Source organism: Chitinophaga filiformis, assembly GCF_021646545.1.
In the GTDB taxonomy this organism is placed as follows: domain Bacteria; phylum Bacteroidota; class Bacteroidia; order Chitinophagales; family Chitinophagaceae; genus Chitinophaga; species Chitinophaga filiformis_A.
Genome location: NZ_JAKIRP010000004.1, coordinates 559055 through 574989, shown reverse-complemented (window position 1 = coordinate 574989; position 15935 = coordinate 559055). Strand labels below are relative to the sequence as shown.

Sequence of the window (15935 nt, the reverse complement as noted above, 5' to 3'; positions counted from 1 at the left end):
TGCAATAATCTGACGCCTAATCAGGCTCATTTAGCCAGTGGAGCATTAAAGCGAAGATGGATCGCTAAAAAGAAGGTAAAAACAACAGAAATAGCAGTGTAAAGCTTAATTTGCACATCTGTAAAGCTTAATTTGCGCATCTGTAAAGCAAATAATGAATTATTTCAATAACCTGTAAAGTCAATCCTGAAACTTCTTGCAAAACTGTAAAGTTTTTCTGTACTAAGACATAGTCCTGAAAAAGTTTACTTTTTTCCCGGTTTTAGCCCGCTTTGATACCGCTTTGATACCGCTAATCCTACGTTAATCCTACGTTCATGAACGTAGGATTAACGTAGGATTAGCGGTATCAAAGCGGTATCAAAGCGGAACCTTAACGGCTCCTTAAAGGCAATATCTCGCTTACCATTATTACATGTTTCCCGTATGTGTCCAGCACACGACCAGGATATAACCAGCATATGACCAGGATTAACCTCCGATTATCCTCCGATTCAATCGGAAGATAATCGGAAGTTAATCCTGGTCATATGCAAGTCATATGCAACTTACATCCTGAAAATAGGTAACATAGATGCTATTTACTGATGAGCTAGTCCTTCAAGGTATGAAGCGCCCTTTTTTTTGTTATATTACTAGTCCAATGACCAATGGCGTTCATGAAACAGTGGGCTAGCCCGGTTCGTCTATTTTTTCTGTAGTTGCTCTACCAGATTTCTCATTTTCCTCATCAATACCGTAAATAGTAAAAAGTCCGTTATGATGAGTTCCACGATCGACAATAGCCTGATAGCACGACGGCGTTATTTCTATGCCGCCTATTGGGTGATGGTCACCCTCATTTTTCTATATGACCGTACTTACCTGATCCAGAAGGCAGGACTACCTAACTTTTTTATCTGCGTGGTGGTAAGGGTTTCTCTGCTCATAGCACTGGCATGGGCAAATATCCACTGGCTTATTCCCCATTATCTTTTGCGAGGCAGGTACAGTGGATATTTTGCGTTGGTATTCCTGCTGCTGATCGCTTATTTACTGGTGCAGAGTTTTTACGATTATTATCTGTTCGGATATGTGCTGGGACCGAGCAGATACGCTACGCTTTCCACCTCCCTGATCTATAATTTTACGCATACTTCTCTCTACCTGTTGCTCACCGTTGCCCTGAAATTCAGCATGGATTGGTATGAACAAAAGAAGCTATTACAAGAAATACAGGTGGAGAAACTACAGGCGGAAGTGAATTATCTCCGTTCGCAGGTGAACCCACACTTCCTGTTCAATGCGTTGAACAACTTATATGCACTGACGCTGAAAAAGTCGGACGAGGCGCCGGAAGTGGTGTTGAAGTTGGCAGGATTGATGGAGTATATGTTGTATGAAAGTGATGAGACGAAGGTGCCGCTGGAAAAGGAGATCAACTACCTGAACAATTACCTGGAACTTGAAAAGATCAGACAGGGCAATAATGCAGATATACGCCTGACGGTAACAGGCAATATTGAGCAATGCTGGATACCTCCTTTCCTGATCCTTCCGCTGGTAGAGAACGCTTTCAAACATGGCGTAAGCAGGACCGTGCGCAACGCCTACCTGCATATCCGGATCAATGTATCAGCAATACTTGAAATATGCATTGAAAACAATAAAGGCAATATACAGCAGCCGGCGCAGAGTGGGGGGATCGGCCTGTTGAACCTGAAGAAACGGCTGGAGTTATTATTCCCTGGTAAACATGTTTTGGATATCACTGATGGCCCGGACAAATACCAGGTAGCGCTAAAAATCAATCTATGATGCTGAAATGTGTAGTGATAGATGATGAGCCTTTAGCCAGGGAAATACTTGCAGGTTATATAGCACGGCATGAGGGGATGGAGCTGGCCGGCAGTTTCAGTAATGCATTGGAAGGACATGAGTTTTTAAAACATCATCCGGTAGATGTATTGTTCCTCGATATTGAAATGCCTGAAATAAGCGGCATTGATTTCCTCAGGGCAATACCACAGGCGCCGATCACGGTGTTTACAACCGCTTTCCGGGATTATGCCTTTGAAGGGTTTGAATTGGGGGTGATAGATTTCTTACTAAAACCGATCTCTTACGATCGTTTCTGTAAGGCAGTGGATAAGGTCAGGGAATTCCTGTCGCTGGAAAGAGAAGATACCGGTCTTGAAACAAGTGAAGATGTACCGAACTTTATCTTTGTTAAAAGCGGGGTGCAGAAAATAAAGCTATTCTTTAGTGATGTTACGCATATTCAGGGGTTGAAGGACTATGCCATTATCCACGCATCCACCGGCAGGATCGTTACAAAAGGTTCTATCAAAACGATGCAGGAGCTTTTTCCCGAGGCGCTGTTTATAAGGGTACACAAGTCATTTATTGTCGCAAAAGATAAGATCAGGCGGGTGGAGAAGAACCGGATCATCATTGCAGATCATCAGATCCCTATAGGCAGAAATTACAAAGCGGCCATGGACAGGCTCATCGCAGGGCATTAAGGTGTTGGTATATTATTCCGGTAGTTGGTATACTAGTTTTTCTATCTCTTTATTTTTCGACTAGTATTGTATTGGATAATATTCATTGTTAACTAAAAGATTTTGCCATGAAACATACAACATTCAAACAACCGTTAATCACATTATTGGCGTTTGTGGTACTTTGTATTGCCATGTTCGGTTTTGCTACAGAACGTGGATTAGACACATATGAGATCTATCTCAATAACAAACTCATCCTGAAACAGGCAGTGAATTCACCGCTTAACTTAAGGAAGCTGCAGCTGAGTGATGCGAACAGTAATGACCGTCTCCGCATTTTCTACATACATTGTACAAATGATGGCGTTGGTACGGGGCGCAGTATTTCTGTAGAAGATGAAAAGGGGAATGTGTTGAAGAAATGGGCATTCAAGGATGGTGAAAAGGGCATGGAAATACCTGTAAAGGAACTGCTGCAGGTGGAAAAGAAAAATACGGATAGGGTGCTTAGTTTACATTATGTAGCGCAGGAATTGCATGAGGGGGATATGATGCTGGCGTCGGTAAGGTTTGAGTAGAGAAAAAATAAAATTAAAGCTATAAGGGCATAGCATCTGATTCAAATGCTATGCCCTTTAGTCGTTTTGTGATATGTGAGATTGTCTCACATATTAGTATGCAGCCAGAATATCCATTGATTTCACTATCAGATATTTTTCGTATCTTATATTACTAACTTCTCCTAATACCAACCAACATCGACATACTCTGGGGACACTACAAAATTGCTTTTTCATTAAACACCGCTTTTATGAAAATCAGCTCTTTTTTTATTAATGCTTTGCTGGTATTGATGCTGTATGCCAACTGTACCAAAGACAAGAGACCAACTGCCGAATTGAATGAAACGGAACGTAAACTGGTAGGGTACTGGTCTACCAAAACGATAACAGTTGAGCACCCAGGCCAACCTACACTAGTGATGAATAATCTTTCCGATTGCTACCACATTATATTCAAAAATGAACCTTATTTTATCTCAAATACAGGGCTTTACGCTGGCACAAAAGCATCGGAAGACTGGAAAGACTGTTCAAAGTCAGGGAACGCCTGGAAGGTTGGTAGTGATGGTAAATTACTATTGGCATCCAACGATACGGTTTATGCGGATATATTGATCCTGGAAGAGGATACTTTGGCATTCAGATTTAATAGCAGCTGGATACCTGGCGAGGTGCTGACTTTTGAATTCAGATAGGGATCAATAAACACCACAGGCTTATCCCTCCTTAATATTCCCTTGTCCTTCCTATATAAATATTCCTGGCATTCAGATACGTATCTGCGGTAGGACCAGGACTACCACTGGAACCCTCCATCTGCATGTTGATAATGACATACAGCGGCTTTCCTACGAAGTTCGCATTATGCACCGCTTTCCATACCCCATCAATGTAATAGTGAATATCAACATTAGTGGCGCTCACTTTCGTGATCCAGGCCCGGTAAGTGTGCCAGCTGCCAGGAGAGGATACGGTTGTAAGCGTGCTGGATACATCGGATGATGTTCTGAACGTATTCTGCCAGTTGGTAGCATTGCCTTTGAATTCCATAATATCACTCTCAGGCGGCCAGCTGTTGACGCCTGTCAGCCAGAAGGCCGGCCAGGAGCCTTTGACGGTCGGTACCTGGAAATCGCATTTTACTTCCCAGTTCGGGAACTGGTCATTGACTAATACATGCAGCTTCGTATTCACAGCACCGGAATGATACCTGATAGGCAGATATGGATCACTGCTGCTGTTGCCTTCATTCCAGGTGATACGGGTTGCTTTAATAGTGAGTACGCCGTTGTTTAAATAAATATGATTATGATCTGTAGGGCTTCCATACATACGGGCTGTACCATTATGATCAGAGCCCCATGGATACAGATAGTTCCAGGCCGCTTCAAATGCGGAGTAGCTGGCAAAAGTGGAGTTGTCGATCACTGTTTCCCAGGTGGCTGCAGCTACGGCGGCTTGTTGTTTTTCTGCCAGCGAAAGGCGGGGTGATTGTTCGGGCGCAGCTTGTTTCCGGCAGGCAAACAATGTCGGGGCCGTTATGACAAATACAAGTGCAATCAGAGTTTTCATAATGTGAAGTTTAAAAATGTGAGAAATCATGCGGGTTAATATTGGGAGATAAACCTGTGGTTATAGTTGCGTAATAGAAGGATAAGGTACTTCTGCCTGTAAAGGTATGAAGAAACATTTAGTGTCCTGTTGACACGACCGAAATATCGAAAAATGAATAACAACCCTTCGCTAATTCGCGAAATAAAACGTGAGAGACGAATATTTGTCTTTGTAAACGATTGATAATTAATATTGTTGGAGGGTGGCCCGTCACTTGTAACAACCAGGGTAGACATTTGGCGGTGTTTTGACAGACCTCAGGAAAAGGCCGGGGCTATTGTTGTCCCAACATTTTGATTTCCAACTTAAAATGAGTAAATTTTAAGGAAAGGTAAATGTCCGGCCAATTTGTCCAGATATGAGTTTTCAATTGTCATGTATATAAAGCAGCCGAATCAGCGTATCAATCTGTCAATTTATAGCATGAAAAAAATGAACAATGTAATGGCCAACGGAAGTCCGCAGGTAACGGGCGGTGAGGATAGTACCACGTTGTTGGACGAGCGGATAAAGCTATTGGAAAATGAGCGTAGGATACTCCTTGAGCTGGGGGACGACATCACGAAGGTGAGGGAGAAGAATGATCTGATCGTTTTATTTTCATCCAGACTTAAAGCAATATTCCCTTTTTCCCACGCCATTGTGAGCCTGATTGACCACGAAGCGAGGGTGTATTGCCCCTTTTTGCTTGATCCAAAGTCTTCCCCCATTAAACATCACCCCGTTTACCCTTCGCTTGTTGCCGGACACTTTCCGCTGGATGAGCCGTTTATCCAGCAGGTGTTGAAAAATGACGCGCCCAGTGCCTTTATACTGGAAGATATCATGGATGCTCCGGGAAGCCCTCCTTTCTTAAGGGTAAACTATGAAGGGGGAGTGAGGGAGATCTTAATGACGCCCCTTAAGAGCAAAGACCAGGTGATCGGTTTTCTGCACATGTATGTGGTGAATGTCCATGGCTTTACGGATGAATTCAAAAGCATCATAAAGGGTATTGCCCCGCAGATTTCGGGTGCGGTGATCAATATCATCAGGAACGAGGAAATAAGCCGTGAAGAAAGGCTCAATGAAGTACTGTTGTCCTTAAGTAATGAAATGGTAAAGGTCAGGACCCGTCAGGACATGCTGAATGTGCTTAACTCCGGCCTGCGGGAGGTCATTGGCTTTTCCCACAGTATGATGACGGTGATGGACGAAGCGGAAGAGTACTACAAAGCTTATCTGGCCGATGCGGAGGCCGGGATCCGCGAGATGACGGATGTTGGGGATGCACTTGACATGCCTACGCCTGTTGAAGATGGTATTTACGATATCGCTTCCCTTTATTACAAGCCGCTGGTCTTTAATATGGCGTCTTTCGATATAGACAAAGCGCCTTTATGGTTTAAGATGCATTACGAAACAGGCGCCCGGGAAATGATCGTGAAGATACTGGGCGACAACGGTTCGGCCAAGTATAGTCTGATGTTGTTTGCCGACAAGGTGGGCGCCTTTGGGAAAGAGGCGGTAAATATCATTCAGCGTATATCTGGACAGGTTTTTACTGCCATCAGCAACATATCGGCCAACGAGGAGATACTTGAAAGAGAGAATGAGAAGTCTTTCCTCCTCGATTTCAGCAGCGATATTGCTGGTGTAAGAAGTAAGGAAGACCTTGCGGAGGTTGTACGTAAATGTCTCAGGAAGCTGAAGCCACAGCTGGGATACGTTATCCGGACGATCAATGAGGACCGGTCTACGATGAGTGCATATATTTTTGATGCGCTTAATATTCCCGATGATGATGATGAACTGCAGGAGATAATTACTACAAGGTTTCCTATTGAAGACGGGTTGCAGAACAGGGTGCTCAATAGCGAGATTCCCCTTTTCTTCAGTGTAAACGTGGAGATCAACAAGGGCAATCCTTCCCGGTATCTGCAATTCTGGAAAAGAATGGGGCTTAGAACAATGGTGGGCACGGCTCTGCGTACAGGAGATACCAAACTTGGTATTTTATGGCTGGGTATCGAAGAGATTAATATTCCCCTGCTGCAGGGCATATGTGCACAGACTTCCGTTGCCATGTCGAATATTATGGCCAATGAGGAATTACTGCGTAAAGAACGCGAACAATCGTTCCTGGTGGATTTCAGTCGTAACATTGCCGCCGTACGGACAAAAGAAGAGCTGAAGGAAAGCATTTCCGAAGTGCTGCGAAAAGTGTTGAAAGTAAAACTGGCGATGATCCGAATCATAGAGGATGATGGTGTTACGCTCAGTCCATATATCTATGACGAAAGTATGTTTGAAAAGGTGAATGATACCTTTAAAATGATGGCGTCCAAAAACATTGATGTAAATGAACCGCTTACTGCAAGGGTGCTGGGGAGTGAGGAAGCGGTAATCTTCAATGTGGAGGAAGAGTTGCGGTCGGGCAATCCGGGCCAATACATTAAGCTCTGGAAAGAGGTGGGGGCAAAGAATGCCTTCGGCGCAGCCTTGCGTGTAGGTAATGTAGCGGTGGGCACATTCTGGTTGCTGATAGATGAGATCAATCTCACTATTCTCAGGGGCATCTGTGCACAGGTGTCTATCGCCATCTCAAATATCCGTGCTAATGAAAAGGTCCTTGCTTATAAGCAGAAGCTGGAAATGGAGAACGATTACCTGAGAGAACAGATCGGTACGATCTACAACTTTGCGGAGATCGTGGGTAGTGGCGCCCGGATGCAGAAGGTATACCGCCTGATATCGCAGGTGGCAGAAACCGGCTCAACCGTACTTTTACTGGGTGAAACAGGAACTGGTAAGGAGCTCATTGCACGGGCTATTCACAACGCATCTCCCCGTAAGAGCAAATTAATGGTAAAAGTGAACTGCGCTGCTTTACCTGCTCATCTGATAGAAAGCGAACTTTTCGGTCATGAGAAAGGCGCATTTACCGGCGCTATAGACAGAAGGATTGGTAAGTTCGAGCTGGCGAACAACAGTACCTTGTTCCTGGATGAAATAGGCGAGATGCCACTGGAACTGCAGGTTAAATTGTTGCGTGTGCTGCAGGAACGGGAACTGGAAAGAATAGGCGGCAAGTCTACCATTAAGGTGGATGTGCGGGTGATTGCAGCTACCAATCGTGATCTCGAGGCCGAAGTGCAGGCGGGGCGTTTCCGATCTGACCTGTATTACAGGCTGAACGTGTTTCCTATCAACCTGCCGCCTTTGAGGGAAAGGCCGGAAGATATTGAGCCCCTGGCCAATTTCTTTATCTCCAAATTCAGCAAGAATGCAGGCAAGAAAGTAAGTCGCATAGCTCCCCAGGTGTTGCAGGAGTTAAAAAGTTATGATTGGCCGGGCAATGTCAGAGAGCTGGAGCACCTTATAGAAAGAAGTATCCTTTTGTGTGAGGGAAATACGTTAACAGAAATCCATCTGCCCCGGCATGAGGAAAAGCAGAAAGAGATCACAGGGTTCTATAACGTTACACTGGAACAGATCGAACGTGCGCATATTATTGGAGTGCTGAAGAGGTGTAGTGGCAAGATCTCCGGTGCCGGCGGAGCAGCAGAAATCCTGGAAGTGCCGGGTACTACGCTGCATTCCAAGATGAAGAAACTGGGCATCTCAAAAGCAGATTATTTTATAAAATAGGCCATTATGCAGGCAATGAAAGGCTGGAACATACGCTGTTCCGGCCTTTTTTGTTTCATACGGAAGATCCGTTCACGGTATTTAGTGAAAGCCGGTAACAATTCCCTTAATAAAGTGAAAGTAAAAGCCCTGTTTTTAATGTAGTGTATTGATTTATAGTTGATTGTGTGGGTGGCATCCTGCTTGCAAACTAGTAAGTGAAATCAAATGAACGCTTTAATGTATTCCCCGCCAAACCGGCAAAAAATGGAAACCGGGGATAACGGACAAGACTAAACAATATTTTTTAACTCCAGCCTGGATACAGGCATCATTAAAAATTAAGATCATGAAAATCGTAGTAATTGGCGGCACCGGACTTATCGGCTCAAAAACAGTGAACAGGCTTCGCGCCCTTGGCCATGAAGTAATTGCAGCATCTCCTGCATCGGGTGTGAACACTATTACAGGCGAAGGTCTGGCGGAAGTAATGGAAGGAACGTCTGTTGTGTTAGACCTTGCTAACTCTCCTTCCTTTGAAGACAAGGCTGTAATGGAGTTCTTCGAAACTTCCGGCCGTAACCTGCTGGCAGCAGAGAAGAAAGCGGGCGTTAAACATCATATTGCTTTGTCGGTAGTAGGCACGGAAAGATTGCAGGATAGCGGTTATATGCGCGCAAAGCAGGTGCAGGAAAATCTGATCAGGCAATCGGGTATCCCTTTCACTATTGTACACTCTACCCAGTTCTTTGAGTTCCTGGGCGGTATTGCTGCTTCCGGCGCAAAAGGAGAAGCCATTCATTTATCGCCAGCCCCCGTGCAGCCTATTGCATCAGACGATGTAGCCGCTGCCATGACGGATGTTGCTATAGGCGCGCCGCTCAATGGTATGATAGAAATAGCCGGTCCGGAAAAAATTGGTCTGGCTACATTGGTGGGCCGTTATCTGGATAAAATGGGCGATCCCCGTACCGTGGTGGCTGATCCGCATGCCTTGTATTTCGGTGCAGAACTGAATGAGCAGTCGCTGGTACCTGGCGCTAATCCACGTATTGGTAAAATTGATTTCGAAACCTGGTTTGCCAACCAGCCAGTTAAAGTATAACCGGAAAATCTAACCTGCTTTCACGACCTGCCATGTGCTGTCTGTAACGAAGATGACGGGTGTCAGCTCGTTGCGGCTGTTGTAACAGGTATGCGCTTTCCACCCGTTCGCGCATAATTCTTCCCTAACGCCGGCGCGGTATGCCGCGACATCCGGTCAACAACGTAACGACACATCAGCGCCTGGCGGGTCTGAACCATTCCTCCATAACATAAATAAGCTACTATGAACATCCGGGGATACCAGTGGTCGGTACTGAAGAAACTGCTCAAGCAACGTTTCAGTGAACTTTCTGACGAAGACCTGGTGTTTGAAACAGGTAAGGAAAGAGAGCTGTATATCAGGCTGGAGCGTAAAACCGGTAAGTCTGAACAAGATGTAGCCCTTATTATCAAAGGTATGCAACAAGCATATTTACAGCACACAACATTGCTGTGAATATGGGAATCTCATCATCAGTATTGACGTCAAGAACAATAGCATCATCATTATTATTAACACATTAAAACAGCAAAAAATGCAAGAATTCCTCTTAGTCATCCACAGAGATCTGACCAGCGCTAATCCGGCACCTTCCCCGGAGCAGATGAAAGAAGCCCTTAAACCTTATCAGGATTGGGTAGCTGGTATTGCAGCTCAGGACAAACTGGTAGCGCCTCCTAAACGTTGGGATGTTGACGGCCGTGTAATTAAGCACGATAAAAAGAAAGACCATGTATTCAACGGGCCCTATGCTGAAGGTAAAGAATCCATCGGAGGCCTGTTCCTGATAAAGGCTAAAGATTATGACGAGGCAGTAGAGATTGCAAAAGGCTGTCCGATCATTAAATACGGCGCTATCGTTGAAGTGCGTATGGCAATCACTGCTGCCTGAAAACGCTATTGAACAAGCACAGGACAGGATGTAGAAAAACAGACGAACCGTCCTTAGAAGTACATACAAGACTACCCGATCCATCAGGTACTCAGATCAAAGGAGCCTGTATCAAAATAAGATACAGGCTCTGTTAAATTTATTTGCTATGATAAAGTTTTCACAATTCTTCCACTCTTCTATCGGCAAAAAACTGGTCATGTCGATGACAGGATTGTTCTTATGCCTTTTCCTTATTGTACATCTGGGCGGCAATCTAACCTTGTTTGCCGGTGATGAAGGTTATGCCTTTAATATCTATGCCCATTTTATGACCCATTTCCTGCCTGTTGAAATCATCAGCTATGGGCTGTATATATCTATACTGATCCACGCCTTTTATGCACTTGCGCTGACCGTGAAAAATAACCAGGCGCGTCCTGTGAAATATGCCGTAGCTCCCAAAACGCCTGTTAAGTGGGCTTCTCTCAATATGGGATTGCTTGGCAGTATTATTTTCCTGTTCCTGATCATACATATGAGTAACTTCTGGGCCAGGTACAAGTTCCTGGATGGTACTTACCGCGAATACCGGAAGGAACTGCTAACGGGAAAACTAACATCTGCCGTGTACGAGCCGGTTTCTCCGGATTTTGAGTATGCAGTGACTACCGAAAACAATGTCGAGATCGTGCGGGTAAAAGACCTGTATGCGATTGTGGCGCATAGTTTTAGCCTGTGGTGGTATTCGTTGTTGTACCTGGCAGCCATGGTAGCGGTATCCTATCACCTGTATCACGGTTTTCAGAGCGCTTTCAGAACGGTGGGCATGGTACACAAAAGATATACGCCTATCATTCAGTTTACGGGCATATGGCTCTTTGCCGTCATTATTCCACTGGCGTTTGCATCAATGCCTGTTGTGTTTTATATAAAAAGTCTGCTTTGATGCCGGGCGGATATACGAAGACTTGTTAGTTGTTCCGCTGCTGGTTTAACTGATCAATATTTTTTTCCATCAGGGCTTTGTCGGTTGGCGAATGGGCCAGCTGCAAAGCCGTTTGATAGTGTTGCAGCGCTTGATCGTCATCGATATCAGTATATAAGTTGCCTAACAGCGAGTGGTAAAAATAATTGTCGGTTAAGCGGAGTTTTTCTGCTTCGGTTATTGCCTGTTGCTTGCCTTTGACTTTGGCGAGTGCGAAGGTGCGGTTTAATGCAGCAATGGGCGAGTACTCCAATACCAGCAGGTGATTATAGAGGTCGAGGATGTTCTCCCATTTTTCTCCGGAGTCGGCCTTGTGTGTATGCCAGTAGGCAATGGCAGCCTCCAGGTGATATTTAGTAACGGTGGGGGTGGCGGCAGCTTCGTTGAGGAAGTACTGGCCCCGCTCGATCAGTTCCCGGTTCCAGCGTGTTGCATCCTGATCGTCGTACAGAATCACTCCTCCTGTATCGTTTAATCTCGCGTCAAAGCGGGAGGCATGAAAGCACATTAATGCCAGCAGTGCTTTTACGATGGGTTTATTGGTATGCGGGTATTCCACCAGCATGTAATTCAGCCGCATGGCTTCTACACAAAGGTCTTTTCGCAGTACGGTGTTACTGGAGGTAGAGTAGTAGCCTTCGGAAAAAAGCAGGTACAATGTTTTGAGTACGGTTTCCAGCCGGTCATTAATTTCTGTGAGGGTGGGCTGTTGTATTTTGATATCTGCCTCTTTTAGTTTCTCTTTCGCCCTGCTGATCCTTTTGTAGATGACCTCTTTATTGGTCAGATAGGCATCCGCGATTTCCTGCACCCCAAATCCACAGAGCAGGTTGAGCGCCAGTGCTATCTGTGATTCTGTGGGAATAGAAGGATGGCATACGGCGAATATCATCGCCAGCTGGCTGTCGGTGATATTCTGTTCGGAAAGATCAATTTCGATCTCTTCTCCCTCCTGCATGTTATGCTGTAGATCGACCATCAGCTTTTGCTGAAAGAATGTGTTCCTTTTCAGCCAGTTCTTTGTCTTGTTTTTAGCAACCGTATATAACCACGCAGTAGGGTTATCCGGTATGCCGCGTGCGCTCCACGACTCAGTGGCGGCAAGAAATGTATCACTTACAATATCTTCTGCTACTGCTATATGTTCGATGCCAAACAGGTAACACAACACCGAAACTATTTTCTGGTATTCAGTTCTGAATAAATGAGGTAACAGCTCTCTCTCTTCCATGCAACAAATAAAAATGCCTTCCTGCAAAAATAAGAAGGCATTTTTATTTGTTGTGCAAACAGTTTTATTTCACTGCCATACGTACCTCCACAGTTCCTCCCAGTTCAAGGATAGGTGAACCTTCAGCTATTGCCAGTGCTTCCTCATAGTCGGCGGCTTTTATAACGATAAAACCGCCGATGGACTCCTTTATTTCAGCATAGGGACCATCTGTCACACTCTTATCGTGCTTCAGCACCCGCCCGGTGGCTTCCCAGGGCTGCGGGGGCCTGGCAAGCTTATCTTCTGACTCCAGGCTGCGTAGCCAATCGCGCCAGCGGCTCAGGTGCGCCTGCAATTCCTCGGGCGAAGGCTGGATTTCTTTCGTTTTATAATCCCGGCGGAACACTAATAAGAATTCATTCATAAAATGTGGATTTAGTACGTCAGTAATTATGCTCAACCAAATTGCCCAACCTTGTAGGTACCTACGGCATCAGGCATCGGGAATGCAATATTAAAGCGATTCCACGTATTAATATTGGAAATGGCCAGTGTCAGGTCCACAAGCTCTTCTTCGGTGAAGTGATCTTTCACCTCTGCATACACCTCATCAGGCACTTTGCAGGCAGTTACCGCTTCTGCCCAGGCCAGCGCAGCCCTTTCTTTTTCTGTAAAATAAGGCGTTTCCCTCCATGCGCTCAGGCCGTACAAGCGTTGCTCCGTTTCGCCGTGCGCACGGGCATCTTTTGAGTGCATGTCCAGGCAATAGGCGCAGCTATTAATCTGGGATACCCGGAAGTCTACCAGTTCCACCAGCTTTGGATCCAGGGAGGACTTCTTCAGATAGGCACCAACATTAAATAGCGTTTTCAAGGCGTTCTGCCCCTTTTGATAAAAATTAACCCTCTGTTTCATTGTACTAGGTTTTTGTTTCTGTATTAATGACAACCGGTTTTTGTTTATTGGACAAATTCCGGAGAATTTTTTTTGACCTGCTAGATAAGAACGTCGTTCTGAGGTTTTACTGGCGGAGGTAATTCCTTCTCGCCCAGCATTTCGCGCAGATCTATCTCAATGTTCCGGCAGAGCTGTGAAATAGGAACGTCGTTGGCGCTGCCTTCAAAAGGATTCTCGGTACTTTCTCCTACCTGCTCCAATGAGGTGTACATCCAGGAAATAAGGACACTGAAAGGAATTACCAGCCAGATCATATGTCCCTTCATAACACCTGTCACGATATTGTTCAGTTTATCGAATTCCTGTAACATCCCGAAAGGGAGCAGGAAACAGAATATGCGCACAAAGAGGGTATGGATGACAGAATACTGCCTGGGATAAGGTGTGTTCTTGATCGTTTCACACTGTCCCTGCAGGGAGTAGAGAGTGTTCAGGGTCCGTTGCATTTCGAGGTGCTGGAGTGGCGCCAGTGGCAGACTGTCAGCAGCTTCTTTAACGGTCTTATTTTGTAAGTTCAGCAGCTGTGTCGTTTTGTTCCGGGCACCGGATATGTAGCGCTGTTCCTCCGCAGACAGATATTTTGCCAGTTCCTCATCCAGGGTAGTTTGCCGCTCGGGAATGGTGTAATACTTTTGGTATTCAGCATTAGCACCGCTGTCGGCCACTTCCCATACGCGCTCCTCGCGCAAATGATAGCGCAGGGCTGTCAGCCAGGCAAAATGCCGGTAGAACAGTGTCCGGATCTGCGCTGGATCCTGCAGGTAATCCCGGCACACAATGGCCCAGGCCCTGCTGCTGGTACCAATATTACTCCAGATCTCCTGTGCCTGCCAGGTACGATTATATGTCTGGGTATTTTTAAAACCCACGATAAAGGCGGTGGCGGTACCTAAAAGTGATACTACCGTCCACGGAACTACCAGCCATTTTATTGCAAGTACATGATACAGTAGCACCGGCAGGGTGCCCAGGATGATCAGTGTGTATGCTTTTCGCCTTGTCCAGAGAAGGAAATCGGATAATTTATAAGATTTGCCAATGTGCATATAGTATGACTAATGTTTAAAAATCTGGTGAGCCTGGCTATTCCGTTTTTCCTTCATTGTCTGATGGCTCATCCTGCATGGAAGGTTCGTCCAGAAATTCACATCCCTCACAGGAATTGTTTTCATGTATTTCTTCCAGGGCTGTTTGTACCTGTGTCACCGGTGTTGTCTTATCTGGAAAAAGCTTGTGGATGATTTGGTTAAGTGCTGTCATAACTTGTAGTTTAGGTGATTTGACAAGGAGAATACAATCGATGTGCCATGCGGTCAAGTTGTTGATTATTATTCGATTGTGCAGGGTTTGGATAGGGTAGGCTCACTTTATATCGTGAATGAACGGATTTTCCACGGTATATAGTGAAGTTTTGGAGGTATCAATAACTATATCCGGACATTAGATTAAATTGCCTTTAGATACACCTGTATTGGAGCTGAGCGTGCGTAGTACCAGATCTTAATTTACTATAAAGATACCCCGTATTTATTATTTAGACACTGAATGCAGCACCCCTTCAAAAACGTTTCCTTTTGCTCATTGTACCATCTATAATATATCACCAGGAAAATATTACGCTATGAAAAAAATGGTCATTCTGATGTTTATTTTTTTAAGTGTGCTGGATGGATATACACAGTCATGTGATTTTGCCGGAACCGCTCTTTTGCCGGATGATATAGATACTTCAGTAGTGCGTCCAGACAGCTCCCGGCCATATGCATTAGTTGCCGGAGGCAGTAAGGGCATCGGGTATGCGCTTGCTGAAGCTTTAGCTAAACGAAAGTACAATCTGATCCTGATCGCCAGACATCTTGATAGTTTGCAAGCTGCAAAACAGAAGCTTGAATCAGCATATGCCATTCATGTTGAAATATTGACACATGATTTAAGTAAGGAAGAATCGGCCACTGAAATTGCGGAATGGTGTATCGAGCGGAATATTCGGCTGAAGGTGCTTTGCAATGTAGCAGGGCATGGCGGACCGAGGGATTATTTACTTACATCGCTTGATACGTTGCGGTATATGGTCAGGTTGAATGTTGAATCCATGATGGCGCTTACCCTTACATTACTGCCCCTGTTAGAGAGGAACGCGCCGTCCTATATCCTGAATGTTGCCAGTATGGCTGGCTTTGCACCTATTCCCATAAAGAATCTGTACTCTGCTACAAAATCGGCCGTTGTATTTTTTAGTTATTCGTTACGCTATCAGTTAAAGAAAAAACATATCAGTGTGAGTTGCCTTTGTCCTGGTCCTGTGTTCACCAAACCGGAAGTCAGACGGGAAACGGAGAAAAGATTTGGCTGGTTCGGGAAAAAGATGGCAGTCAGTCCGAAAAGGGTAGGCGAAATAGCCGTAAAGAAAACATTGAAAGGGCGACTGATCATCGTGCCAGGCACCCTTGCCAAAGTTGTTTCTACACTTTTACGCGGACTACCCAGAAGAACAGTCACTTCTCTCTATGCCAAAGCAGGGGATTAGCCGCTAAATCATCTGCCGTT

At 45.2% G+C, this 15935-nt stretch carries 16 protein-coding genes; 10 read left to right on the top strand and 6 right to left on the bottom strand.

Going from position 1 to position 15935, the window contains the following annotated elements:
• Positions 1 to 759 precede the first annotated feature (759 nt).
• The 4 genes from L3C95_RS14630 (at position 760) to L3C95_RS14615 (ending at position 3744) form a co-directional block, all read left to right on the top strand.
• Complete coding sequence (locus L3C95_RS14630; protein ID WP_236388701.1) at positions 760 to 1797, top strand: sensor histidine kinase; 1038 nt, start codon at positions 760 to 762, stop codon at positions 1795 to 1797.
• Positions 1794 to 2504, top strand: a complete 711-nt coding sequence (locus L3C95_RS14625; RefSeq protein ID WP_236388699.1) for a LytR/AlgR family response regulator transcription factor — start codon at positions 1794 to 1796, stop codon at positions 2502 to 2504. Before L3C95_RS14630 ends, L3C95_RS14625 begins: the two co-directional genes overlap by 4 nt.
• A gap of 107 nt (positions 2505 to 2611) precedes the next feature.
• Complete coding sequence (locus L3C95_RS14620; RefSeq protein WP_236388698.1) at positions 2612 to 3064, top strand: hypothetical protein; 453 nt, start codon at positions 2612 to 2614, stop codon at positions 3062 to 3064.
• A gap of 233 nt (positions 3065 to 3297) precedes the next feature.
• Positions 3298 to 3744, top strand: a complete 447-nt coding sequence (locus L3C95_RS14615) for a hypothetical protein (RefSeq protein WP_236388697.1) — start codon at positions 3298 to 3300, stop codon at positions 3742 to 3744.
• Between the two features lie 31 nt (positions 3745 to 3775).
• Here the strand turns inward: L3C95_RS14615 and L3C95_RS14610 are convergent, their stop codons facing one another.
• Positions 3776 to 4621: a family 16 glycosylhydrolase gene (locus tag L3C95_RS14610; protein WP_236388696.1), complete on the bottom strand. Its 846-nt coding sequence runs from the start codon at positions 4619 to 4621 to the stop codon at positions 3776 to 3778.
• A 465-nt stretch (positions 4622 to 5086) separates the two neighbouring features.
• On the opposite strand from L3C95_RS14610, the gene L3C95_RS14605 reads away from it, so the two are divergent.
• From L3C95_RS14605 to L3C95_RS14585, 5 genes are all read left to right on the top strand, one after another.
• Complete coding sequence (locus tag L3C95_RS14605) at positions 5087 to 8293, top strand: sigma 54-interacting transcriptional regulator (protein ID WP_236388695.1); 3207 nt, start codon at positions 5087 to 5089, stop codon at positions 8291 to 8293.
• Positions 8294 to 8621: 328 nt separating this feature from the next.
• On the top strand, positions 8622 to 9377 hold the full coding sequence (locus L3C95_RS14600) for an SDR family oxidoreductase (RefSeq protein WP_236388694.1): 756 nt from the start codon (positions 8622 to 8624) through the stop codon (positions 9375 to 9377).
• Between the two features lie 225 nt (positions 9378 to 9602).
• On the top strand, positions 9603 to 9815 hold the full coding sequence (locus L3C95_RS14595) for a hypothetical protein (RefSeq protein WP_236388693.1): 213 nt from the start codon (positions 9603 to 9605) through the stop codon (positions 9813 to 9815).
• Positions 9816 to 9894: 79 nt separating this feature from the next.
• On the top strand, positions 9895 to 10251 hold the full coding sequence (locus L3C95_RS14590; protein WP_236388692.1) for a YciI family protein: 357 nt from the start codon (positions 9895 to 9897) through the stop codon (positions 10249 to 10251).
• Positions 10252 to 10399: 148 nt separating this feature from the next.
• Positions 10400 to 11179, top strand: a complete 780-nt coding sequence (locus L3C95_RS14585; RefSeq protein WP_236388690.1) for a succinate dehydrogenase cytochrome b subunit — start codon at positions 10400 to 10402, stop codon at positions 11177 to 11179.
• A gap of 25 nt (positions 11180 to 11204) precedes the next feature.
• Here the strand turns inward: L3C95_RS14585 and L3C95_RS14580 are convergent, their stop codons facing one another.
• The 5 genes from L3C95_RS14580 to L3C95_RS14560 all read right to left on the bottom strand — a co-directional run bounded on the left by L3C95_RS14580 (position 11205) and on the right by L3C95_RS14560 (position 14648).
• The gene (locus L3C95_RS14580) at positions 11205 to 12449 is read right to left on the bottom strand and encodes an RNA polymerase sigma factor (RefSeq protein WP_236388689.1); all 1245 of its coding nucleotides are present in this window, start codon (positions 12447 to 12449) and stop codon (positions 11205 to 11207) included.
• A 64-nt stretch (positions 12450 to 12513) separates the two neighbouring features.
• Positions 12514 to 12855, bottom strand: a complete 342-nt coding sequence (locus L3C95_RS14575) for a YciI family protein (RefSeq protein ID WP_236388688.1) — start codon at positions 12853 to 12855, stop codon at positions 12514 to 12516.
• A 32-nt stretch (positions 12856 to 12887) separates the two neighbouring features.
• Complete coding sequence (locus L3C95_RS14570; protein ID WP_236388687.1) at positions 12888 to 13346, bottom strand: carboxymuconolactone decarboxylase family protein; 459 nt, start codon at positions 13344 to 13346, stop codon at positions 12888 to 12890.
• 80 nt (positions 13347 to 13426) lie between these two features.
• Positions 13427 to 14434 (bottom strand): bestrophin family protein, encoded by a 1008-nt coding sequence (locus L3C95_RS14565; protein ID WP_236388686.1) that lies wholly within the window; start codon positions 14432 to 14434, stop codon positions 13427 to 13429.
• 37 nt (positions 14435 to 14471) lie between these two features.
• Complete coding sequence (locus tag L3C95_RS14560; protein WP_236388685.1) at positions 14472 to 14648, bottom strand: hypothetical protein; 177 nt, start codon at positions 14646 to 14648, stop codon at positions 14472 to 14474.
• A 361-nt stretch (positions 14649 to 15009) separates the two neighbouring features.
• On the opposite strand from L3C95_RS14560, the gene L3C95_RS14555 reads away from it, so the two are divergent.
• Positions 15010 to 15915: an SDR family NAD(P)-dependent oxidoreductase gene (locus tag L3C95_RS14555; RefSeq protein WP_236388684.1), complete on the top strand. Its 906-nt coding sequence runs from the start codon at positions 15010 to 15012 to the stop codon at positions 15913 to 15915.
• Positions 15916 to 15935: the final 20 nt, after the last annotated feature.